The organism is Paenibacillus sp. MAHUQ-63, assembly GCF_028765165.1.
GTDB lineage: Bacteria > Bacillota > Bacilli > Paenibacillales > NBRC-103111 > Paenibacillus_E.
Genome location: NZ_JARADB010000001.1, coordinates 318,520 through 341,994, shown reverse-complemented (window position 1 = coordinate 341,994; position 23,475 = coordinate 318,520). Strand labels below are relative to the sequence as shown.

18 protein-coding genes are annotated in these 23,475 nt (G+C 48.2%); 15 read left to right on the top strand and 3 right to left on the bottom strand.

Annotation, left to right across the window (positions count from 1 at the left end; all coding sequences use genetic code 11):
- Positions 1 to 116 precede the first annotated feature (116 nt).
- From PUT07_RS01250 to PUT07_RS01235, 4 genes are read left to right on the top strand one after another with little or no spacing between them, the layout of a single operon-like run.
- A complete protein-coding gene (locus tag PUT07_RS01250; protein WP_274465908.1) occupies positions 117 to 1,727 on the top strand; it encodes a spore germination protein in 1,611 nt (536 codons plus the stop codon).
- Positions 1,728 to 1,742: 15 nt separating this feature from the next.
- The gene (locus PUT07_RS01245; protein WP_274465906.1) at positions 1,743 to 2,939 is read left to right on the top strand and encodes a Ger(x)C family spore germination protein; all 1,197 of its coding nucleotides are present in this window, start codon (positions 1,743 to 1,745) and stop codon (positions 2,937 to 2,939) included.
- Positions 2,940 to 2,943: 4 nt separating this feature from the next.
- Positions 2,944 to 3,177 (top strand): hypothetical protein, encoded by a 234-nt coding sequence (locus PUT07_RS01240; RefSeq protein WP_274465905.1) that lies wholly within the window; start codon positions 2,944 to 2,946, stop codon positions 3,175 to 3,177.
- An 11-nt stretch (positions 3,178 to 3,188) separates the two neighbouring features.
- Complete coding sequence (locus PUT07_RS01235) at positions 3,189 to 4,292, top strand: GerAB/ArcD/ProY family transporter (RefSeq protein WP_274465904.1); 1,104 nt, start codon at positions 3,189 to 3,191, stop codon at positions 4,290 to 4,292.
- Between the two features lie 69 nt (positions 4,293 to 4,361).
- Here PUT07_RS01235 and PUT07_RS01230 read toward each other — a convergent pair whose 3' ends face one another.
- Complete coding sequence (locus PUT07_RS01230) at positions 4,362 to 4,871, bottom strand: thioredoxin family protein (RefSeq protein ID WP_274465903.1); 510 nt, start codon at positions 4,869 to 4,871, stop codon at positions 4,362 to 4,364.
- A gap of 150 nt (positions 4,872 to 5,021) precedes the next feature.
- On the opposite strand from PUT07_RS01230, the gene PUT07_RS01225 reads away from it, so the two are divergent.
- From PUT07_RS01225 to PUT07_RS01195, 7 genes are all read left to right on the top strand, one after another.
- Positions 5,022 to 6,608: an RsmB/NOP family class I SAM-dependent RNA methyltransferase gene (locus PUT07_RS01225; RefSeq protein ID WP_274465901.1), complete on the top strand. Its 1,587-nt coding sequence runs from the start codon at positions 5,022 to 5,024 to the stop codon at positions 6,606 to 6,608.
- Positions 6,609 to 6,614: 6 nt separating this feature from the next.
- Positions 6,615 to 7,367: a pseudouridine synthase gene (locus PUT07_RS01220; protein ID WP_274465900.1), complete on the top strand. Its 753-nt coding sequence runs from the start codon at positions 6,615 to 6,617 to the stop codon at positions 7,365 to 7,367.
- Positions 7,368 to 7,538: 171 nt separating this feature from the next.
- Positions 7,539 to 8,582 carry an S-layer homology domain-containing protein gene (locus PUT07_RS01215; RefSeq protein WP_274465899.1) on the top strand — a complete coding sequence of 348 codons (1,044 nt, stop codon included), beginning with the start codon at positions 7,539 to 7,541 and terminating at the stop codon, positions 8,580 to 8,582.
- 47 nt (positions 8,583 to 8,629) lie between these two features.
- Positions 8,630 to 15,511, top strand: a complete 6,882-nt coding sequence (locus PUT07_RS01210) for a PKD domain-containing protein (protein WP_274465898.1) — start codon at positions 8,630 to 8,632, stop codon at positions 15,509 to 15,511.
- A gap of 91 nt (positions 15,512 to 15,602) precedes the next feature.
- Positions 15,603 to 16,409: a Cof-type HAD-IIB family hydrolase gene (locus tag PUT07_RS01205; RefSeq protein ID WP_274465896.1), complete on the top strand. Its 807-nt coding sequence runs from the start codon at positions 15,603 to 15,605 to the stop codon at positions 16,407 to 16,409.
- Between the two features lie 109 nt (positions 16,410 to 16,518).
- Positions 16,519 to 18,246, top strand: a complete 1,728-nt coding sequence (locus tag PUT07_RS01200; protein WP_274465894.1) for a hypothetical protein — start codon at positions 16,519 to 16,521, stop codon at positions 18,244 to 18,246.
- 7 nt (positions 18,247 to 18,253) lie between these two features.
- Positions 18,254 to 19,690 carry a TPR domain-containing glycosyltransferase gene (locus PUT07_RS01195; RefSeq protein WP_274465893.1) on the top strand — a complete coding sequence of 479 codons (1,437 nt, stop codon included), beginning with the start codon at positions 18,254 to 18,256 and terminating at the stop codon, positions 19,688 to 19,690.
- Between the two features lie 56 nt (positions 19,691 to 19,746).
- Here PUT07_RS01195 and PUT07_RS01190 read toward each other — a convergent pair whose 3' ends face one another.
- Entirely contained in the window at positions 19,747 to 19,830 is an 84-nt protein-coding gene (locus PUT07_RS01190; RefSeq protein ID WP_274467423.1) for a YjcZ family sporulation protein, read from the bottom strand.
- Between the two features lie 158 nt (positions 19,831 to 19,988).
- Between PUT07_RS01190 and PUT07_RS01185 the strand changes: the two genes are divergently transcribed.
- Positions 19,989 to 21,068, top strand: coding sequence for a hypothetical protein (locus PUT07_RS01185; RefSeq protein WP_274467422.1), 1,080 nt, complete (start codon positions 19,989 to 19,991; stop codon positions 21,066 to 21,068).
- 56 nt (positions 21,069 to 21,124) lie between these two features.
- On the opposite strand, the gene PUT07_RS01180 is transcribed toward PUT07_RS01185, so the two are convergent.
- A complete protein-coding gene (locus tag PUT07_RS01180; RefSeq protein WP_274465892.1) occupies positions 21,125 to 21,754 on the bottom strand; it encodes a nitroreductase family protein in 630 nt (209 codons plus the stop codon).
- Between the two features lie 206 nt (positions 21,755 to 21,960).
- Between PUT07_RS01180 and PUT07_RS01175 the strand changes: the two genes are divergently transcribed.
- The 3 genes from PUT07_RS01175 to PUT07_RS01165 all read left to right on the top strand — a co-directional run bounded on the left by PUT07_RS01175 (position 21,961) and on the right by PUT07_RS01165 (position 23,465).
- Positions 21,961 to 22,248, top strand: a complete 288-nt coding sequence (locus PUT07_RS01175; RefSeq protein ID WP_274465891.1) for a hypothetical protein — start codon at positions 21,961 to 21,963, stop codon at positions 22,246 to 22,248.
- A 63-nt stretch (positions 22,249 to 22,311) separates the two neighbouring features.
- Positions 22,312 to 22,785 carry a 6-carboxytetrahydropterin synthase QueD gene (queD, locus tag PUT07_RS01170; protein ID WP_274465890.1) on the top strand — a complete coding sequence of 158 codons (474 nt, stop codon included), beginning with the start codon at positions 22,312 to 22,314 and terminating at the stop codon, positions 22,783 to 22,785.
- Positions 22,785 to 23,465, top strand: a complete 681-nt coding sequence (locus tag PUT07_RS01165) for a 7-carboxy-7-deazaguanine synthase QueE (protein ID WP_274465889.1) — start codon at positions 22,785 to 22,787, stop codon at positions 23,463 to 23,465. Before queD ends, PUT07_RS01165 begins: the two co-directional genes overlap by 1 nt.
- Positions 23,466 to 23,475: the final 10 nt, after the last annotated feature.

Sequence of the window (23,475 nt, the reverse complement as noted above, 5' to 3'; positions counted from 1 at the left end):
GCCTTCTCACCGATAGGTGCGGGGCTTTTTGCTTTTTACAGTTTCTACATAATTCTTGTGTCTTTAGGGAAAACTTCCCATAAGCAGGATCATGTCTGATTTCAAACGGTTTGGTGGTGGCGATAATCAAAAACTTCTGGAGTAAAACGCTACATCAACTCTTCAATCGCGACAAAATACCAACGCAGTCAGCTCAGGAGCAGGACACCGTCCTTTCCTCGATTGCCCTTCAACACGATGGTATGCTGAACGTCGAGCAAATCAAGACAACCTTCGGCTATAGCGCCGATTTGATAACCGGAGAGCTTTATCTGGAACTAGAAACGAATTGTAAAGTGAATTACGCTTTCTTGGAGCAGCTCATCAATAAAACGCTGTTTCAAAGCATCATGAACGATCTGGGCGCCAAAGCCTCCGAATTCATGGAGAGCGCAGGGACCGGGTTCTATGAGCTGCCGGATTTGATGAAGAACGCGCTTCAGTCCTTCGGAGAAACGAAAGCCGTGATGGATTACAAAGAAGTGTGCTATCGGCTGCTGAACGGCGATACCGTAATCTTCGTCGATGGTTATGCACAAGCACTATCTGTGAATACAGCGGCAGAGGAACAGCGCTCCGTGGAGGAGCCGATGACACAATCGGTGGTCCGAGGACCGCGCGACGGATTCACGGAATCGATCGGCACGAACATTTCGCTCATTCGCAAAAGGATTAAGAGTCCGAACCTCTGGCTGGAAAGCATGATCATCGGCAGAGTCACGCAGACGACGGTATCGATCATGTACATCAAGGGGATCGTGAATGACAAAATCGTTGGCGAGGTCAGGCAGCGGCTAGAGCGTATCGATATCGACGGTATTCTGGAAAGCGGAAACATTGAGGAGCTCATTCAAGACGAGACCTTCACGCCGTTTCCGACCGTATACAATACGGAGCGGCCCGATGTCATCGCGGCGGGCCTGCTGGAGGGACGAGTAGCCATTCTTGTGGATGGCACACCGTTCGTGCTGGAGGCGCCTGTTTTTTTTACACAGTTTTTTCAATCGGCGGAAGACTATTACCAGCGGGCCGAATTCGCCACACTGATTCGCATGCTGCGGTATGTGTGCTTCTTCATCTCCTTGATGGCGCCATCATTCTATATTGCCATAACTACGTTTCATCAAGAATTGTTACCCAGCTCATTGCTGTTCAATTTGGCGGCGCAGCGGGAAGGCATCCCTTTTCCTGCCTTCGTGGAAGCACTGCTTATGGAGATCACCTTCGAGATTCTTCGGGAGGCTGGGGTGAGGCTTCCCAAGACAGTCGGTCAAGCGGTGTCTATCGTAGGCGCCTTGGTTATCGGCCAAGGGGCCGTGGATGCCGGGCTGGTCTCGCCGGCGATGGTTATCGTCGTGGCGATTACGGCTATCGCTAACTTCGTCATTCCGGCGTTCAGTATGGGCATCCCGGTGCGAATCATCCGATTTATTTTAATGATATTTGCAGCTATGTTCGGTCTATTCGGAATCACCGTCGGTCTAATCGCTATGGTTCAGCATCTGTGCAGCTTGCGGTCGTTCGGGGTGCCGTATATGGCTCCGATGGCGCCGTTTGTCTTGGATGATCAGAAAGACACGATATTCCGCATGCCGCAATGGGGGTTGTTCTCAAGACCGCGCTTCATTAGCCAAAACAATATCATTCGTGAAAATAACACCCCAACGATGAAACCAAAACGAAAGTAAGGGTGGGACTGCCACGTGAAAAAATTAGGGGGGATGCTCTGTACGCTTATCTTACTTGGCTTTGTGCTCTCCGGGTGTTGGGACCGGCATGAACTCAATGACTTGGCGATTACTGTCGGCGTGGGGTTTGATAAAAGCGGAGACGAATACCTGGTGACGGCACAAATCGTTAACCCTAACGAGGTGGCATCCAAAAAAGGAGCGGGCTACAGCACGCCCATTACTACGCTGTCTGCAAAGGGGATATCGACACTTGAGGCTGCGCGCAAGTTAACGACAACGGCGCCGCGCAAATTATTCTCGTCCCACTTGCGAATCGTCGTCATTGGCGAGGAGCTTGCCCGTGAAGGCGTTGCCAAGGTTCTCGACGGTCTTACGAGAGATCATGAAATCAGGTCCGACTTCTATATCATTGTGGCCAGGGATACGTCTGCCGCTGAAGTATTAAAAATATTGACGCCAATTGAACGGATTCCGGCGAATGCCATGTTCAAAACGCTGGAAACGTCAGAAAAGGCATGGGCGCCTACCGTAAGCGTAAGGATCGACCAGTTCATAACAAGCCTGGCTGAGCCGTCTACCGATGCTGTTCTGACGGGGATACGCATCGAAGGGGCGAAGGAGAAAGGAGAGTTGAAGACGTTACTATCCGACACAGCGCCAAGAACCCAGCTGCATTATTCCGGAGTGGCGCTCTTTAGGCAAGACAAGCTGGTCGATTGGCTCAATGAGAACGAAAGCAAGGGATACAACTATATTAAGGGAAATGTAAAAAGTACAATGGGGCACCTGCAATGCCCGCAAGGAGGGACGTTAACGGTAGAAGTCATCCGTTCCAAAACAAAAGTGAAAGGACATGTGATTAACGGCAAGCCCAAAGTACACATTCATGTCTTCCTGGAACAAAACGTTAGCGAAGTACAGTGTGAAGTTAATTTGTTGGACCCCGCTACGATACAAGAGCTGGAGAAAATTGCCGCGGATACGCTCAAGTCAATCATGAATGCTGTGATTCGGAAGGCAAAGGAAAATAAGACGGATATATTTGCTTTCGGGGAGGCCATTGAAGATGCTTCACCGAAAACCTGGGCGAAAATTAAACGGGATTGGCCGGATATTTTCGCCGAGCTGCCGGTGGAAATTTCAACGGAAGTGCAGATCCGCCGTCTTGGCACGACGAACAACTCCATTATCATACGCCCGAAGGAGTGATCGCGTGGGGATCATTTTTTTGATTCTTGTCGTAGCCGTGCTCATCGGTCTGCTGGAGCTTCCCGGCATGCTGCGGAAGAAGATGAAAGTCGAGAGCTGGGTGTTCTCGGTATTGCTCATCTTCGGGACAATACTTAGCATTTTGCAAATCAGCAGAATTCACATCCCGAATCCGCTGGACTGGATAACGTACATCTACCAGCCTGTCAGTGATTTTGTTTTCGGCATACTACAATAGAGGTGGTCGACATGTTTGAGAAAGGCAGGATTGGGGTACACCAATTTACGATATTGACGATCCTGTTCACAATCGGCAGCTCCATCCTAATCGCGCCTTCCGGACTTGCCTATGATGCCAGGGAGGACGCCTGGATTGCGGCCATCTTAGGGTTGATTGTGGGGCTGCTGCTAGTCACCATGTACTCATTCCTCAGGCGCCAGCTGCCTCAGAACACATTGGTCGGTAATTGCGAAGAGCTGTTGGGGAAGTGGCTTGGCAAAGCCGTCTCTTTGCTCTACTTCGGCTTTTTTTTCATCCTTGCTGCCCTGGTGCTTCGCAACCTAGGCGACTTCATCTCCACACAAGTGCTCGTGGACACACCTCTGCAATTTACGCATATTTTTTTCCTGGCTATCATTATTTTAGGCATACGCAATGGGTTGGAGACGTTTACACGGACATCGGAAATATTTCTCCCTTGGGTGCTCACCTTCTTCTTCCTGATGTTCATTCTCCTCCCGACTCAAATGAAGGCAGGCAATATACTGCCAATACTCGGCCAAGGGATCAAACCTGTCGTACGCGCTTCGGTCCCTTTGATCGGAACCCCGTACTTGGAGCTTGTTCTGTTCTTTACCATTTTACCTTACGTAAGCCAAACGAAAAAACTGGGGAAATCATTTCTCACCGGAGTGGCGATCGGCGGCAGCTTAATCGTCATCGTTTCCCTGCTGTCCATTCTTGTCTTAGGCGATGATTTGACATCGGTACAGATGTATCCGAGCTTCTCCTTGGCACGAAGAATTTCCATCGGCAATTTCTTGGAACGGCTAGAAGTCATCATGGCGGGGATATGGTTTATAACCATTTACTTTAAACTGACGTTGTGTTTGTATGCATCGGCTACGACGCTGGGAGAAGTATTCAGAATGAGTGAGATTCGGCAGCTGTATCTGCCACTGGGAATGAGTCTCGTCGTGCTCTCCGTCGTTGCTTACCCGGATGCAGCTTATTTCATTCAGTTCGCATCGAGAATTTGGGTTTTCTACTCCGCTACCTTCGGGTTCGTGATTCCCTTGATTTTGCTTCTCTTGGCTGCTATCCGGCGAAAAAAGCAAACAAGGAGCTCTTAACTGCCGGTGCAGAGGGGGACAGGGAAAGGGGGCCAACAAAAAAAGCAGCGTTTCCGCTGCTTTGCCGATTTATCCTTTATATTTCTGGAAAAAGGCTTTAAACATTTCCGGCGTATTCCCGCCTTGCGAGCCCGGTTCCGGCACTCCGCCAACCATCCGGTCCACTTCTTTGCCATCTTTGTAGTAAACCAGCGTCGGCGTGGATTCGATGTTATACTTTTGCCAGCCATCCTTGAATTCTTCCAAGTTAAATTGCTTCACATCAATGCCCAGTTCTTTTTGCAAGGGAACTAGAACCGGTGTCGTTACTTTGCAATGCGGACAAGTAGATGCGTAGTAATATTGGAAAAATGTTTCTTTATTCTTCAATCTTTGGTCCAGATCTTTCGGCAAAATGAGGTTTTGATAGTTCGGATCGGTTAATTGTTTGACCGTTTCCGGATTTAGCTTGGATGCCGCAACGCCGTATGGGTTGCCGGCATTCGCTTTGTCCGTGGATTTGGTAGACTGCTGGTTAACGAAATATAGACCCCCGAATAAAATGACAACAATGCCCAGGTAAATAAGCAGCTTCTTCATTACATACACCTCTATCATGTTCTAGATTACTTTGTTCTATTTTCTCTAAAAAGTATAGCATATCCTGTGCGAATTTTGAAAATTATTGGCTGTTTGGTGACAGTTCAGCTATAATAGCGGAGATAAAAAGAAAGAAAGAGAAGATGTCGGATGACGAAGCAGCTGCCCCCCTTGTTCAGGGATAAGATGATGGATTTATTAGGGCCGGACGAATTTGAACAATTCCTGGACTCTTACGATGAAGAGAGATCGTTCGGTTTGAGAGTGAATACAGGAAAAATTGCAAAGCGCGACTTCTTAGATAAGAGTCCGTTTGTGCTAGAGCCGGTGCCATGGGCTTCGGAAGGTTATTACTATGAAGCGGGAGAACGTCCCGGCAAGCATCCTTATTACCATGCCGGCCTTTACTATATTCAAGAGCCCAGCGCCATGGCGCCGGTGGAGCTGCTGCAGGTACGGCCGGGTGATAAAGTGCTCGACTTATGCGCAGCCCCCGGCGGCAAGTCCACGCAAATCGCGGCGAAGCTTCAGGGCGAAGGCGTGCTGGTGGTGAATGACAACCATTCGGACCGGGTCAAAGCGCTTGTCAAAAATTTAGAGCTTTTCGGCGTACGGAACGCCGTCGTGCTCAATGAGCGGCCGGAGCGGATGATCTCCGCGTTCTCCGGTTATTTCGATAAAATTTTAATCGATGCCCCTTGTTCGGGGGAAGGGATGTTCCGTAAGGAAGAAGAAATGATGCAGGGCTGGGAGCGTCATACGGTGCAGGAATTCGCTGCGATGCAGCGGGAGCTGCTCGGACAGGCGGCACAGATGCTGGCTCCGGGAGGTACGATTGTGTATTCGACCTGCACGTTCTCTCCGGAGGAGAATGAGGCGCAAATTGCCGAATTTCTCGATAAGCATCCGGCTTTCGACGTGGTACCGGTCCAGGGGTTTAGTCCCGGCCGGCCGGACTGGCTCCGCGCTCCTTGGTGCGAGGCGTCGTATTCGGCTAAGGCCCGCGCTGCGGTTGCGGGTACGGCGCGATTATGGCCTCACCGCTTGCGTGGAGAGGGCCATTATGTGGCCGTGGTTCGCAAGGAGGGCGTTGAAGCGGGGGGAGAGGCGCCGGAGGCTTGGAGCGGAGCGGTGAAGGAAGCGTCGGAGACGTGGAGAGCGGAGGCGCGGAGCGGAGCGGTGAAGGAAACGTCGGAGACGTGGAGAGCGGAGGCGCGGGGCGGATCGGGGCGCAGCGGCCGGGAGGCGCTGCGGGGCAAAGGGCGCGCGGCGGCGGTTGAGCCGCGCGTAAGTCTGGAGCCGCTGCAGGCGTTCGAAGGCGAGCTGCTGCGCAGCGATCCCTTCGCCGCTCTGCGGCTCGTATGCTACGGCGACCACGCGTACGCGTCGCCGGCGGGGTTGCCCGAGCTGCACGGACTGAAAGTCGTGCGGCCGGGCTGGTACATCGGCGCGCTGCACCGCGGCCGATTCGAGCCGTCCCATGCGCTAGCTATGGGACTGCGCATGCACGAAGCCAAGCGAACGCTGAGCTTGGCTTCGAGCGACGAGCGAGCCCTTCGGTATTTGAAGGGCGAGACGCTCGAGGTCGCGGAGAGCGAGATTGTCCGCGATTCGCAAGAAACGAAGGCAGCCAAAGGCTATTGCCTTGTCTGCCTGGATGGGCATCCCGTCGGTTGGGGCAAATGGCTGGACGGGATGCTAAAGAACGAATACCCGCCCGGCTGGAGGTGGACCTAATCGGTCATGAAACAAACGCAGAGGCTCGATAAAATACTCGCCCATGTAGGTGTCGGCACGCGCTCTGAGCTGAAACGCTTGGCTAAGGAAGGCGCGATTTATGTCAATGGCGTGAAAATCAAAGACAGCGGGATGCAGATCAATCCCGATAAGGATACGATTCAGGTGAACGGAGAGACGGTGCTTTACCGCGAATTTGTTTATCTGATGATGAACAAGCCGCAAGGCGTTGTTTCCGCTACGGAAGATAATCGCGACCGTACGGTTGTCGATTTGTTGGATGCGTCGTATGCGCCATTCGAGGTCTTTCCTGTAGGTAGGTTGGACAAGGATACGGAGGGCTTTCTCCTGCTCACCAACGATGGGAAGCTCGCTCACAATCTGCTTTCCCCACGCAAGCACGTTCCGAAAACCTACTATGCCCAAGTGGAATGGGAGGTTAATGAGGCGGATGTCGAGGCATTTGCCAAAGGAGTAACCTTGGATGACGGGTATGAAACGCTTCCTGGTGTACTGAAAATAATAAGCCCCGGTAACAAAAATGGCGGAGTGCCTTCCGAGATCGAGTTGACGATTATGGAAGGGAAATTTCACCAAGTGAAAAGAATGTTCCTAGCAGTTGGAAAGAAAGTCGCATATTTAAAGCGAATTTCTATGGGGCCTATAGCGCTGGACCCGACGTTGGCTTTAGGCCAAGTTAGAGAGCTTACGGCGGATGAGCTAACAGCACTGAGAAATGCCCACGACTTACAAAATTAGAAGTTTACAAACCTACTAGTATATGGTATTTTTGGTTATATAGCATTTGAAATGTGCGGAAGAACCGCCCATGTTATCGCGGCTTATTGGCGATGACTGGGTGGTTTTTTGCATGTATGTCCATACATATTTTGTCAATAATAGATTTTTTATTAAGAGGGGGGTTATTAAATGATGAAGAAGGCTGTTGTTCTGGGAGCATCGATAGTTTGTGGTCTCTCCGTTGGTTATGATGCGATAATTTCATCTGCTCAAGACTCGATACAATTTAGAGATACGGAACAACATTGGGCGCAAAAATCTATACAAGCAGCAGTCGATAAAGAGTACGTCGACGGCTATGAAGACGGGACTTTCAAGCCTGATGCGCCAATTAGCCGAGCGGAATTTATTAAAATGGTGGCTTTGGCCACAGGGGAGAAAATCAATCATGTCGAAGGGGAGGGCTGGTTTCGACCTTATGTTGAACGCTTGAAAGAGCAAGGCGTGATCCCGGCAGAGTTCCCAGAACGCTATAATGAGCCGATGCAAAGAATTGAAATGTCCGTTGTAAGCGTGCGAAGTGTTAATAAAAACTTGAAAGGCTCGATGATGGAGTCCACGGGACTAGGGCTAATACATGGTGTCAGTAAGACTGACCTGGATATGTATGGGACCAGCACGCGAGCTCAGGCAATTACGATCATTGAGCGTATACTTGCTGCGAGGAAGGGGGACAAGCTTCCGGTTGATAAGTATGCAGCCAGTGCGGCAGAGATATCGGAGGCCGGCAGTAATGTAAAGACGATGCTGGGCCTTACTCCGAAGGAAATTGGAACTACTTGGACTTGGTCAGAAGGGGTTACGGTCAGATTGAATCAACTGATTGTGGCTGATCCTGCCGATCCGGATGATCCTTATATGAAGCTTATTGATATGACGACCTGGGGAAAGTCGACCAGTAAAACAGAGAACAAAGTTATTTTGGCTAATTTTACGGTAGTGGCTACTGAAGCTGGCGTTGGGGCTCCTGATTTATTACCTTTACAGGTGTTAAAACAATTAGATACCTCTGATTTCTTGTTGCTAACCGACCAAGAGTTAACTGGATGGATGCGTTTTTTAAAACCTCAAACGCATGAAGGTTATGTGGCTTATGCACTGCCAAATAAATTTGCTAATCGGACTATTATGTTTGATATCCTAGGAAAACATATTACATTAGCAGATAGATAAGGAGATGGACTTAACTGCGTAAACTAAGCAATAGGGTGATATTGTTCTTGATTCTAATCGAAATACTAATACCACTATTTAATGCTGATAGGTCTCAAGCTGCTTCTACTGTTAGATTGTATTATAATTTTGAACAAGGTACCTACAGTTCCTTATCTGTATTACCTCAATATTCTTCAGCGCAGGCTAAGTCATTTTCTAAAGATATAAGCGATTTAATTAGTGGTAACATAACCGGAGTAACTATAAATAATCAAACTGAGTCTAATGGAATCGTGACCTTTACTTCAACTTCAGTAACTGTGAACAATCTAAATGGTGCTAAAACTAAGGTTTATGGTAAGTCCGAAACAAATCCAATGCATCAAATTTATAGGCAACCGTTGGGAAAAATATGGGAACATAAAGGGAGTAAGACTGTTGCAGTAGAGTTTGATGGAGTTAAAGGAAACCCATCACCTTACCCAGGTAGTATTCCGAAGAACGGAAGGTTACGTTATTTAACTACTCTATTTAATTACAACAATGTTAACACTTATGGACCTGATTTAAGGTACACGTATCTATCTCCGCTATATAGCTCTAAAGGTGCAAGTGGCGATCAGGTAACTAATTATGATAAAGAAGGTTACGCTGTCACAACTGCCTATGAGGTACCAAAAGCTATGAAATGGTTTTTACAGGAGTCTTCTACAAGCTTATCAGGCACCGATGCTGATATTACGGATCCTGATAAGCTCGATCAAAGCAGCATCCAAATCATTAAAGCTGAAAAGTATAGCCCTGACTACGGTGCTGAACCGTTGGCATTTGGTAAAGGTGACACTCCCGGCACAGGGATGATTCGTACTATGATGTTATTGGATGGATCTGTACCACCAGATCAAATTCGTGATTTCCCAGACCCAGATGGTTCAGGAGGATTGCTTCGTAACTATGCGATGTACGCAATAGGACTATGGAGTGGAACCACCTACAAATACCAAATGTCTATCGACGTCACGTACTCCCCACCCAACAAAGCCGACCTGGCTGCGCTCTCCATTGAGCCAGACCCCTGTGTTCAAACAGGAATTAGCACCGATTTGAAAATCACCTTCAAAAACATCGGAATCAACATACCGAGAGGAACTAGATTCACGGTAACGGTAGCAGCAGACGGTGCGATTATCAAGACCCTCATTTATACAGCAGGACTAAATAATAATGTTCCCCTAACGGAAATCATCCCCTACACATTCAACACGGTCAAAAGCATCACACTCACAGTCGATGCCAATGACGACATTCCGGAAACAAGTGCTTCGAATAACACAATCACCACAATCATTACCCCGCAAACCTCGTGCGGGCCTACAGGCGGCGGCTACATAGGGAAGACCTCGGCAGACCGGCCCGCTATAACTTGGAAGGAATCCAATAGGATTAAAGCGAATTGGAAAATACCTTCCACGGGCTGTACCCCTGTGCGTGGCAGATTCATTTTGTCGCAAGCGACCGGAGCCTCCGTTCAGTACGGTTGGAGCCGTTTAACGAGTACGGCAACAAGTGATATGTCTTTGTTTGCATATGGCATGATGGGATTTACGGGTTATCCGGGAAATATAACTAGCGGGGAAGTCCATGTCGAATATAAATTGGAGGACAGCTGTGGGGGAACCTCATATTTCTATGAGGGAAAGTTTACGATTGGTTCCAGGCCGCCCAATCGACCGCCGCAATTCGAAATCGGATGGTATTCCGAAAACGATTATACCAGCCGTACTCCAATTGCGCAGGCCGTTGTCGGCGATAAGTTAAATGCAAGGCTCCTTCCCGAAATTGCTCCTAATCATTACGACCCTGATGATGACACGGTTACGTTCGAGTGGTTGTTTCAGAATAGTTCGAGCTCCTGGATCAAAAGTTTCCCCGCTTTGGGCTATTTGAAAGGAGAGGAGAAGCTAACATGGCTAACCGCGACCTCGGCAGGGAGCCATACGATTTCTGCCCGAATGTGTGATGATAAAGGCGCTTGTACCGAAGAAGAGGCAACGATCGACATCATGAGACCGGAACCGATCCCTTGTATCAATATCCCCAATCGAGTTGTTCAACATAGACCCCTACCGGCAAATGCGATTAATGGCGCTTGCAGTAAAGCTGCGCTAGGAAGAACGATCGTACAGGAGTTTTGGACGAATAAACGCTCTGTTTATCCGACCATCGGAGTGGAGACCGTTTCACTTGAGGTTATGGACAACCGTGGAGTACGAAGCTTACCGGCAAACAAGGCTATTAAGCACATCAATGTCGTTGAAGATAAGCCTCCTGCAGCTGTGATTAACTTGCCTTTATTTGCTGTGAGGGGGAATATTCCATTCCGAGATATGTCTTATAGTCCCGATGGCGACGTTATTGTTGAAACTAAAATTAGCTATGTGTATGACAAGAATAACGATGGGATATTTAATGACCATATGCCGCTTGAGATCTCCATTTCGGTAGGCGGTTCCGCTTCGTTAACTGCTATGCAAGTAGGAAAGTATCAATTAACGGTTACTGCCAAAGAAGATTGGGGCTTAACGGACACAAGGACTTTTGACGTCGATATTAAAAACGATTCCCCCGAGGCTTCCTTCACGGTCACCTCTTCCAACCCTGAACCTCCAAAGTTCGATACGATCTTAGAAAATGAGATGCTTATGGCCTTTGGGGATCAATGGCAAGGGTCTTCATTAACGAATCCAAGCCTGAATAAGGCGAAAGACATTGGCTTTACTTACAATACGGCCACGAACGGGCTAACTTCCCATTATGGGAAGCAGCCATATTACGGTCCGGCGATCGGCCTGACGATTACACCAGAGCAGTACGAGAGATCGGCCTATACGGCATGGCACTCCTTTCCTGTACCTTCGTTATTCAACACGCAATTCCTAGGTAACAGATATGGTGTAGGCTCTATTGGCGCTATTCCGCTTTTTAATGGAAAAACCACAAGTATGGAAGGCGGTTTAGGCACCGTCAAACCAACACCGGATAATCCTGGGAAATACTTGGCCTATGATACGAAAGGCGGGGCTTATTCGATTGATTTAGTTACATCGAGGTATGACGATAATTATTCGGAGTCATGGACACTCTATCGCAAGCTTGCCGACGGTACGGTCTCATGGAGCCGGTCCGGCTCCTATACGTATGATGGTTGCTCAGGCGACTGCGACCCGACGGAAACGGGGACGCGCGCTCCGCTGTCCATTCTAAAGCTGAACGATGATGGCACGAAAGTAATGGTTGAGAATACTTACAGCTACCTATGCTGGTGCCAAAAAAGCACCTGGGTGGATGTTGAAACAGGACTGGAGGTACCTGCAGCATCAATTATTCCGGCACCTTCTTTTACGGGAATCTATGAGGATTCAGAAGTTTATATGTACCGTGAACAGTCCAAAGTTTTAACGACAGATACCTACAGTTCAGGGAGTTGGGGCTCCTCGGCCAACCGTTTAGGTAAGGTCAGCGAGTACTTGGTATCCGTCAACAAGTCCACAGGTGCTGTGAGGAAGCTTGCTATCTTTAAGGATATTGCGTACAAGAACACATACAGGATCGATGATGGCAGCATTATTCGCGGGGACGGCGAAGATACGTCGAATGACACATTCGTAGATGCTCATTATTCAGTTTCCGCTGACGGATATGTCTATGTCGTAGACGGGTTTAACCGAATCGTCGTAACGGATAAATTCGCCAATCAGCTAGCTTCCTTTCCGACCAAAAGCTTAAGGCCTACAAATTCAACCATCAATCATCAAACATTAAATGAAATATATAAATATACAATTGCACAGGCCGGCTTAAGTGCTGACGGGGAATTTCAAGTTGTGCTTCAAGAAGACCACTACAAGTTAAGGCGATGGAATTTCAAGTGGAAATCTTGCGGAGCATGCAGTGTGGGAAGTTATGTATCGAGCTATGACTCGGATGACAGTGCTTCGGAACGCAAATTTTATTACTACAAAATTAAGGGGAGCACCGCAAATTCTGCCGGATACGCCTCAAGCGAAATTGGTCAAACGTTGAAAAAGGATGCCAACGTCAAAGATGCTGATTATGTATTTGACTTCCTTCAATCGAGTGCCAATATGAATGAGAATGCCCCTTCAGGTCTTATCTTTCGGGCCACAAGCCATAATACGATGTACCGTTTGGAAATGACAACGAACAAAATAAGCATTGCGAAGATCGAGGGAGGGGTACGAACGGAATTAAAATCAACTTCCGTCTGGCTGCCTGCGACTTCTTTTACGAACATGAAGGTCAGCGTTAGAGGAGGGAATATCAAGGTTCGACTGGGGACGGTTCCTATTCTGGAACTTAATGATTCCACATTAGGGGAAGGCACTTACGGTTTCTTTATTGGCGGTTATGGCTCGCATTTTCGGAACTTTTATGTGAAAATTCCGCTCATAGATAACACGGTGATCAGTGATACGGGGATTGCAGGCGAACAATTAACGTACCAAACGGACTTCTATGACCCTGAGAATGACGAGCATTTGGTTAGTAGAGACAAGTGGACCTACGAGCATTCGAACGCTTCGAAATTTCTAGACGCAGGTGACGGTAAAAGCGGGTTATCGGCGTTGCATCTGCAAAGTTACATAGGTTCTCCGCAAAGAGTATTAGATAAAGTGGGCATCTACACGATAGCGTACATTGGCGCTGATGATCCGACCCCAGTCGCATATAAGTATCCCAATCCAACGTTTGCCCCGTACATTTCAGAGTCTGAACCGTATTTCAGAAATGTTCTAGTTCACCGCAGACCTGTAGGTGTGCTAAGAGTTAGTCAGGATCCGTATTATCGTATTTCTTATGACGATCAAAGCTATGACCCGGATCGTTGGTTGAGCGGCTCAACATTTTCCACGGAGCCTACGGGCATAGATTATTCAACGACTCGCGGCATTACCGAACGCCGGTACGAGTACATCAAGCCGGATGGAAGCACGATGGGAGGTAAATTAAACAGGGCTACGGAGATGGGGATGTACACGTTTCGTGTAGCGGTCAAAGACGAATACGGTGCTTGGTCCGATTGGGCGGAGGATCGTCTATGGTTAGATGCACCGCCAGAGAACCACGCTCCTTTTGTTGAAATTACGAGCCATAAGAGCACAGACATGAATGCACCTTCAGGAGCGGCTGCTCTGAATCCTGTATTTACTTGGAACGCTGTAGACTATGATGCAAAAAGCAGAATTGTCGCTTCCGAACTTGACGTTCAATATTATCGCTTTGATGCCTATAGCAATCCTCCATATAAATGGATTAGTCAAAGATCCCCGAATCTGGTAAGGACGCATGACGAGAGCAGCGACGGCCAAGTCGTGTCTTTCAGTTATGCCTATCCGCTTGAGGTTCAATCAAACAAAACTTACAAGATACGAATAAGAGTACAGGATGAACACGGCGAATGGTCGGCATGGGATGAAAAATATTTCGCAAGAGGCTTCCCGCCCTCAGCAACCCTAACGTTCCCGAATGGAACGCAGGCTAATCCAACACTTGTGACAAGCGGAGTGCTATCTCCTTCTTGGAATCAAAACGATCCGGATATCCCGACTGCGTACAGTCGATATGAGTACCGAATTCTGGATGCCGCTGGCCGGCAAGTTACTTACCAAAGCAGGGGATTCACGTATACCGCTTTCGTTAGCGGTAGATATGCACGCGGGTGCAGTTTGGATAGTGAATCAAGCGTTTGGTATCGCTGCAGCTATGGAACAGCAGCCAACTCTTGGACTGCTCAACCGAGCGAACAATTTGGGTTATCCCTACTGGCCGGCAGAACGGACACTCTGCAAGTTCAGGTCCGTGTTAACGATGGGACGTATTGGTCGGATTGGTCCAACTCCGGGTGGTTTATGATGAATCTGCCGCCTGCAGCGGAGATGACGGTGCCAGCAGGCTCGCTGGAGGCGCCTACGATTTTCTCCGAATTGCGGCCAACGTTTCAGTGGAATCAGACGGATTCGGATCCGGGGACCATTTTCAAATATTTTCAGCTGCAAATTACGAACGAGTCTAATGATGTTGTAGTTGCAGATTCGGGGCAGCACGACCAAGGTTCGGCTTCCTCCGTCGGAAGCTGGCAAGTCACTCAAGATCTCCCGGCTGGGCAGAAATTGCGCGTACGGGTCAGGGTTCATGATGGGGCAGCTTGGTCGGACTACTCTCCGCAAACTTGGTTTTATATTAACCGTTCCCCGGTTGCGGAATTTGATTGGACGCCTAAGCCCGTTTGGGAAGGGGATGTCGTTCACACCATCAATGCGTCCTATGATCTGGATGGAGATCAGCTAAGCTATCTTTGGGAGATCGTACAGGCAAATGGTTCTGCGCTTACATTCTCCACGCCAAATGTTGCTCATCATTTCTTGGCCCCTGGCGTCTATAAGGTGACTTTGACCGTATCGGACGGCCGGGCTGCTCATTCGGTGGCGAAGCTGGTCGCTGCTATGCCTTTGACGATACGTTCGGATGTTACTTACACGCATAATTGGCTGCCTTTTCATGAAAAGAGCGGGCATCAGACCTCGGCGGCACCTAAAGATTTTTATTCCGGGGAAATCTTCGTTGTCTCGGCTCAGAGCTCACCGGCACCTGTCGAGGAGGTCACGGCGTGGATCGAAACCATCGGATTGGATGGGAAACCGTTGTATGCAACAGTAAAGTTAACAGGTTTGGCGTGGGATCCGACCCAGTTCACGGGAGAATTATTTGATGCCAAATTCCAATCATTGACGGAAGGCCTCCCTTTAGGCTTGCAGATCGTCCGTTTTCAGATTCGTTACCGGAACGGCGTCGTGAAGCAAGACGAAGTTCCAATCAACATCATCGGTAATGTGAACAAAGCCGTTGGCGTTCATCGAGTTCATTAAGGAAGAGCAGCTATCTTCGGATAGCTGTTTTTTCCGGAGCATGCCTATGGTACAATTAGTCGAAAAAATGGTATGAGGGAGAGAGAGAGCTTTGAACTACCGATTAATCGCACTGGATGTTGACGGTACCCTGTTGAACGACGATCATGAATTGACGGAGCAGACGATTGCAACCATTCAAGACGTATATGACCAAGGAAGCCATATTGTACTCTGTACAGGGAGAGCGCCGGCCAGTACACTTCCCATTCTTCAGCAGCTCGGATTAGAAGGAACAATGATAACGCATAATGGAGCGGCTACGGTGCATGCGGATGAGCGTGGACTGGAACTGGTCAATGAGTTCTCTTTTACTCTGCAGGAAATAGCCCCTATGCTCACTTATGTGAGACAGGAGGGCATTCATTTCGATGTCTGCACCTCGTTTAACATGTACATTGAGCGTATCGGCGAGTATGAGAAGAAGATGTACGAGAAGTTTCTTATTAGTCCCAAGCTTGTAACGGACGTATCCGAACTCGGGCTGCCTATTGTCAAATTTACCTTATTCGGCCAGCCGGAAGTGTTGGACCGTGTCGAGCGCGAATGGAATGAACTCAAATTGTACGGTGATCTGCGGATGATTCGCAGCGGTGACCTGTTCATTGATGTCATGAGTGCCAAAGCGAATAAAGGGAATGCGTTGAAAGCATTAGCTGCTGATTTGAAAGTGGAGCCAAGCGAAATACTAGCTATCGGAAACTACTACAATGACTTGGAAATGATGGAATTTGCCGGTCTAGGTATCGCAGTGGACAATTCGCCGGAAGGCGTAAAGGCAGCCGCGGATGCCGTGACGGCATCCAATAACGACGAGGGTGTGCATAAAGCCCTAGTTAAGTATTGTTTATCATATTAATTTCCCATAAAATCCTCGATTTTTGAGGATTTTTGTCGTTTAAGGGGTTCTTCCCAATTGGCTGCTATGGTAGAATGAGGGAAAGAATACTAGATGGCGGTGGTGCAAAGTGATAGGGAAAGAGAAGAAAGGCTATAGCAAGAAGGGGAAATGGGTAGGGGCTATAGCGAGTACGGCACTGATGGCGTATCCGTTCATGGCGGTTCCTGCAGCGGCGAACGTGGAGTCGGAGATTCCGGAGATTAACCATGAAGATATGCTCCAAACGATTGTAATTCCTGCGGGTGGCAAGAAATACATTGATTTGAATAATCTGTATTATTTCTCAAGAGGATTTGAAGTTGATCACAATTCTGCAATAGCCAGCGTGAATGAAGACCTGTTAAGGTATGGAATTCTTGAGATAAGCGCTAATCCTTTAGTAGACAATTCAGGAACCGGACTTGCCACCTTTACCGTGACCGTAACGCCTTATGAAGGTGAGGGAACTTACGAAGATGAATTCAATGTTGTTATCGTTCCTGACGCTGGTGCCGGGGCGAATTCACATTTTACTATTCAGCATATAGTTTCTTTGCTCCAAAATTTCCCGAGTAGGTATCCGGATAAATCGAGCATTCAAAAATTAATGGATCATATCGATCTAGCCTCTACGACGATTCACAAAGAGGATCCCTTCAACAATCCGGACAATCAGGCTCCAGTTGCCAAGACCGATGTAACTCCTTATGAGATGTACACTGGTCAGGATATTAATGTGAGTGCTTACTATGAGGACTTGCCCTTGTTTGAGATCGAACAGTTTTATGAAGATCCGGACGACGATGAGGAGAACGAAAGTTACGATTATATCAATGCTGTCTTTACATCCTCAGGAAATGAGTACATAAGAGTAAATAATACGTCTGCAGGACAGACACTGACCCCTCTAAAGTCATCGGATACGCCTGTATATCTCCCTGTTGTGGTCTATGACAGCAATGGCGGGGTGACGACAGGAACCATTCCATTCATGGTCCGGCCTTCCGAAATTTTCGAATTAGATGGCGGGGCTTCCATTACCCTTGATTTACATAATTACTTTAATGATATCGATGAGAATTCATACTTTGATAAAGAGATTTTGGAAATAGGCGAGTATTATCAAGACCCGGAAGATCCCCATGATCCGCTTGAGATCAATGGAACCAGCGTGAAGATTGTTTCTCATAAAGCGGTCTATAAATTAAATCATTTGAAGGCAGACAACGTCCAGCAATCGATCTATTTCATAATTAAATACAATTGGGACTTAACGGACAATCATTTAACAACCAGCTCCATTTATGAGAACAGCACACTGGATATTGACTTGGACCAAATGTTCCCGCAGCACGAGGGAGCAACTGTCCAGTACTCTGTGTATCATGAGAATCCTAACCCGACGGTTACCGGAAGCACCTATCTGACATACGGGATTACTAATGGGAAAACGTTATCTTTTGCCGCAAGTCACGATGCAGCTGATCACGAAGAGGAAGAGCCTTATAAGTTTACGGTTATTGGCAAGGATTTATCCAATCACGTAACGTATGTAGATAGAGTGAATCTCTGGCCTTTGAATTATTATAGTAATGAGTCCATTTATGTTAATTCATTATTTAATTGGTACAAAGACGGCCAAGATGTTACGGTCAGTTCAACGACACCCGATTTTAATTTAAGAATCAACGAATACGACAGCGGTATCCACATCGTTGAAGTGGACAGCAATACTTCTAATACGAACAGTACTACCGCGATTATTAAATTAACTAACAATTCGGTTGTGTATAGAATACCATTCATTTTAAACTAGGTGGCTCATGAAACAATCTACCGCGACAATCATCGAGCAGTTACAACAGCATAGATACAAAGAAGCGGAATACACAGCGAAAGATCTAATTCGGGTTAAACCGCTAGAAGCTCAGAGCTGGGTCTATCTAGGGGAAGCACTGATGCATCAAGGCTGCGGGAGGGCAGCAACGCAAGTGTTTAATCGCGCTTGGCTGCTCGATCCGGAAGCTGCTTGGGTCGTGTCCGTGTTCGAGGCACTAAAGAAAGTACCGGATGGCGACGAGAGAGATGACATTGCAGGCCTGCTGCATACAAGGAAAGTGACCATTACCGCGGGGATTATTACCTACAACATGGAAGCTACCATTGAGCGCTGTCTGGATTCGCTTCAGGGAGCGGTCGATGAGATCGTGATCATTGATTGTTCCACGGATCGAACGGTTGAACTTGCTCAGAAGTATCCCAACGTCACGATTGTGCCGTTTGTTTGGGTCGATGATTTTGCCGCAGCTCGAAATGAAGGGCTCCGTCATATGAACACGGACTGGGTCTTCTGGATGGATGCCGACGAATATCTGGCAACGGAGGACAGGCACTATGTTCGGGAAGCTGCAGCGATCTATCATCATTCGCCCATCCCTCCGATTCTATGCATATGGCAGGTTAATCTCATCAACGGGCAAGTCAAACATAATTTTGCACAAGCGCGCTTGTTTCCGCTACGTCGGGGCCTTCGATACTGGGGGCGGGTGCATGAGCAAGTAAGTACGGAAACAGGTATATATAATGCTGAAGCCCGGCGTCATAAGGTGAAAATTAGAGTTCTGCATGACGGGTACGAACCTGATATCATGAAGAGCAAGAACAAGCTTGCCCGCAATGTGAAATTATTGAGACTTATGATTCAAGAAGATCCTGAAGATCCCGCGGCGTGGTTCTATCTTGGACGCGAGCTGCTGGGAGCGGGCCAGGAACAAGAGGCGCTTGAAGCGCTTATGGAGGCAGAGGGCAGAAGTATTTCTAATCCACTGTTCGGAAGAATGCTCGATGTGTATAAATACTTAACCGAGATTTATTACCGCCGTCAAGATTGGGAACATGCTTTGACATGCTGTCAAAAGGCATTGGCCATTCAGCCCGATTTCCCGGATGCTCATTATCTGTTGTCGCTTATCCGCATTAAGCAGGCGGACCTTTTATATCAAGAGGCAGAGGCTGGCTTAAAGCGTGCAAGAGAATCGTTTCGGACGTACAGAAGCTTCGTTGCAGCAGATCACGAAATTGCCGAGTGGAAGGCCGAATATGCATTAGCAGAAATTGCTCATCGAGGCGGCAAATCCTCGACGGCTAGGAGCATCTATCGGAATATTGCCAAGCGGCATCCGCGAACAGCGAATTTGATCCAATCGAAACTCCACCACATCGAAGCCGAACGCCAGAGGCTTAACGGCACAAGCGAGTAAAAAAAGACTGTTCCCCTTACAAAAGTAAGGCGGAGCAGTCTTTCATTTTAAATAAATTAGAGAACGAATGCGCTAGTGATGATAACCAGCAGGATGAAAAGTACTAAGATTGCACCTACATTATTGTATCCAGCAGACATGTCAGATCCCTCCCTTTCGACTCTATAGGATAGCATATGAACTGACGGACAGAAGTGTATAGACGTTTACCCTAAATACTCATAATTTGGTCGAAGTTGGGACAATCTACAGGAGAATCATAAGATCTGTAGAGGAGGCGAAAAGAGTCGTGGCCGATATGATGCTTAGACCCGACCTGAAAACGGCAGGCGGAGAAGTCTGCGATATGATGTATAATGGGGAGTTTGTCGGTACGTTAACGCTAGTCTACAGGGAATCGGATCGACTCAGGGGCTCGATTCATCTGGAGCGGCAGTCCGCTACGCAAGTGGACGTAGAACAAGTCTACGAGTTCGTGCAGTCCTATATCCAAGATGTGATTGATGCATTGGGAATCGGCGAATGCGAAGTGATCGTGAGCTCCGGCGATTATGATTTCGTGATCGCAACGGATCATGCCTTGGAGAAGGGGATGGTCCTAGAGGATGAGCATGAAGACGAATCTTATTATTTGGATGATGATGACGCCGACTATGAGTGGGTCAATGATGATGAAACGCGATTCAATGATATCGACGAGGCGGCTGGACCGGAGAGCATGCATATGGTCGATCAGCGCGTGCACCAATTAGGTTATGAGCTGGTGAATGTCGGTGAATTCAGAAATTTGGTGGAGTACCATGTATATGACCAAGATTCGGAGCTGGTTGCTGAGGTAACCACCCATATTTATGGTTCTGATGTAGTCGGGGAGATCACATGGCAATTCGACCCGTTCGATGAAGAGATGGATGCTGTCACGGAATTGGTTGTAGCCGACTTCGATGAGGATGAAACCGATTCGTTCATTTTCAATATGATGTATAACGGAGAAACCATCGACACGGTCGAATTGACCCATATTGACCTGCTGGACTTGGTGGATGATATGGAGGTCGACACGTTCGCGCCGCTGAATCCGGATGATTATACGATCAGTCTGGCCAGGGACGATGGAGATACGCTGACCTATGAAATTTATCAGCAATCGAACGGCAGCTTGCCGATCGGCACCGCTACGGTGGACATTAGCTCCCGCCAGTTGACGGGGTTCATTGATTTCCGCGAGCCCGGCGATTCCGATGATCGCGAGCTTATCGCGACGTTATTGCTCGAGGAGCTGGATAAGGAGAAGGAATACGAAACATTCAACGTTTCGATGCTATATCGCAATAAGCTGATCGATGAGATTTGGTTTGAGACGGAGCAGCTGCATTAAAGCATAGAAAAAGGCATGAGCTCTCATCAGAGAGCCATGCCTTTTTCGTTATCTATTTAGAACGTGTTGGACACGGTGATTTGATCCAGAGACAGACGGCCGGATGGACGAGCAGGCGTTGCCGCCAAACCGACGCTGATCAGCATAACCGGTACATAACGTGCAGGTACGTTGAAAGCTTCTACGAATTTCGCAGCGTCATAACCACCCATTGGGCAAGTGTCATAGCCCATAGCTTTGGCTGCAATCATAAGCTGCATAGCAGCAAGGGAAGCATTGGAAATCGCTTGGTCGCGAGCAACTTGCGGGTATTGGTAAGCGCCGTTGATTTGAGCAACGAGGTTGTCTTTCACTTCTTTCGGCAGTTGGCCGGCTTCAACGGCAGGTCCGAATACAAGCTCAGCGTTTTTGTTCGCTTCAAGGTCGCCAAGCACCGCGATGACAACGGAGCTTTCAACAATTTGCTTTTGCCCATAAGCGATAGGAAGCAGTTTTTCTTTTTGCGCTTGATCGTCAATGACGAGAAGCTTCCAGTGCTGAAGATTCCATGCGGATGGCGCCAAGGAAGTAGCGGTCAACAATTGCTCCAGATCTTCTTTCGGCATTTGGTGTCCGGCTTGGTAGTGCTTAACGGAGTGACGCTCCTCCAAAACTTTCAAAACTTCGGATTGAACTTGTGTGCTCATCGGTTTCCCTCCAGGAAAATGATTTCTTTTTATTTTGTATGATGTGTTCTAAAAGCATTCTGTCAAATGATTGAATGCGATGCAAAGCTGTGTACGAATCCATCAATCAATACTGTAATCATAAATGTTATAGTTAACATTGTCAAGGGGTCTTTCGTGTTGTCGGAAAATGTTGGATAATGGAAGCAGGAAAGGGGATGTTCCTCTTGAAATTAGCGCAAAAAGAGCTGAACCACCTTATTTTTTTGACTGAGGTTGTCCTTGCCGGCAAAAAGAAAAGTCTGATGGAGGAAACGCTGCAATGTTTGCTCTACATCGTGAAATCGCTGGAAGAGGTCGAGCTTCCGGAAAGCGTGGTCGATCAAATTGCTTGTCTGACGGCGATGATTGAATTGGATCTTCGTTCGGAGAACGAACGGATACAAGAGATCACCAGCCACTTGGACTGGCAGAAGAAGCGAGGCCGCAAGACGCCAGATATTGATAGATTGTGAGAAGGGGATTCTCCGTGATATAATGTAGAGTACTGTTTTTTTCAAAATTATGAGGTGATAGATATGAGCTATGAAATCCCCAGAGATGTACAAATGTTGGGGCGTGACATCACAGAGAACCAATTAAAATATCATCACAAATCCGTTTTGATTTCCAAGGAATTTACGTTTGACAGTGCGCATCATTTGCATTGTTATGAGGGAAAATGTAAAAATCTGCACGGCCATACGTACAAGCTGCAAGTTGTTATGCGCGGCAAGGTGGACAGCCGGGGGATCGCAATTGATTTTGGAGATATTAAACGTATAGCGAAAGAACGTGTCGTCGATCGTTTAGACCATAAATATTTGAATGATGTGCTGCCGCCAATGAATACAACGGCGGAGAATATGGTCGTCTGGATGTATGAAGAAATTCATCAAGCACTCTTGGATGAAGGTCTCCATCCTGCCATTCAACTGGAAGAGATTCGCCTATGGGAGACGCCGACCAGCTACGCAGCCATCACTCGCGCCATGATGGAGGAGGAAGCGTAATGCGAGACATCCGCATTCCAATGGTTGAGATCTTCGAGACGGTAGAAGGCGAAGGGACCCGTGCCGGATTCCCTACGATCTTCGTCCGTCTTTTTGGCTGCAACCTGCGCTGTACCTGGTGCGATACCAAGTACAGCTACCCGCCGGCGGAAGCGGAGAACGTGATGACGATTGCTGAGATTGTCAGCAAGGTGACGTCGTTCCGCTCCCGGCATATCTGCCTGACAGGCGGCGAGCCGCTCCTGTACGGGGACAAATCGCTCGCATTGATCGAAGCGCTCGCAGCGCTTGAGCAGGTCGACGACCTGCACATTGAGACGAACGGCGCGATCGATCTCGCCATGTTCGTAGAGCGTGTCGCATCGCCGAAGGTGCGATATATTATGGACTTCAAGCTGCCCGACTCCGGCGAGATGGAGCAGATGCTCGTCAGCAACTTCGCGCTGCTGCGCGAGCAGGACGAGCTGAAGTTCGTGATCGGGAGCGATCACGATTTCCGCACCGCGGTGGACGTGCTGGAGAAGCATCCGACCAAGGCGCTGCCGATGTTCAGCCCGGTCTGGGAGACGATGCCGCCTCATAAACTCGTCAAGCTCATGCTGGAAGCGGGGCTGTCCGGCGTTAAGCTGAATATGCAGCTGCACAAAATCATTTGGGATCCGGCTATGCGCGGCGTGTAACCGCGCCTGG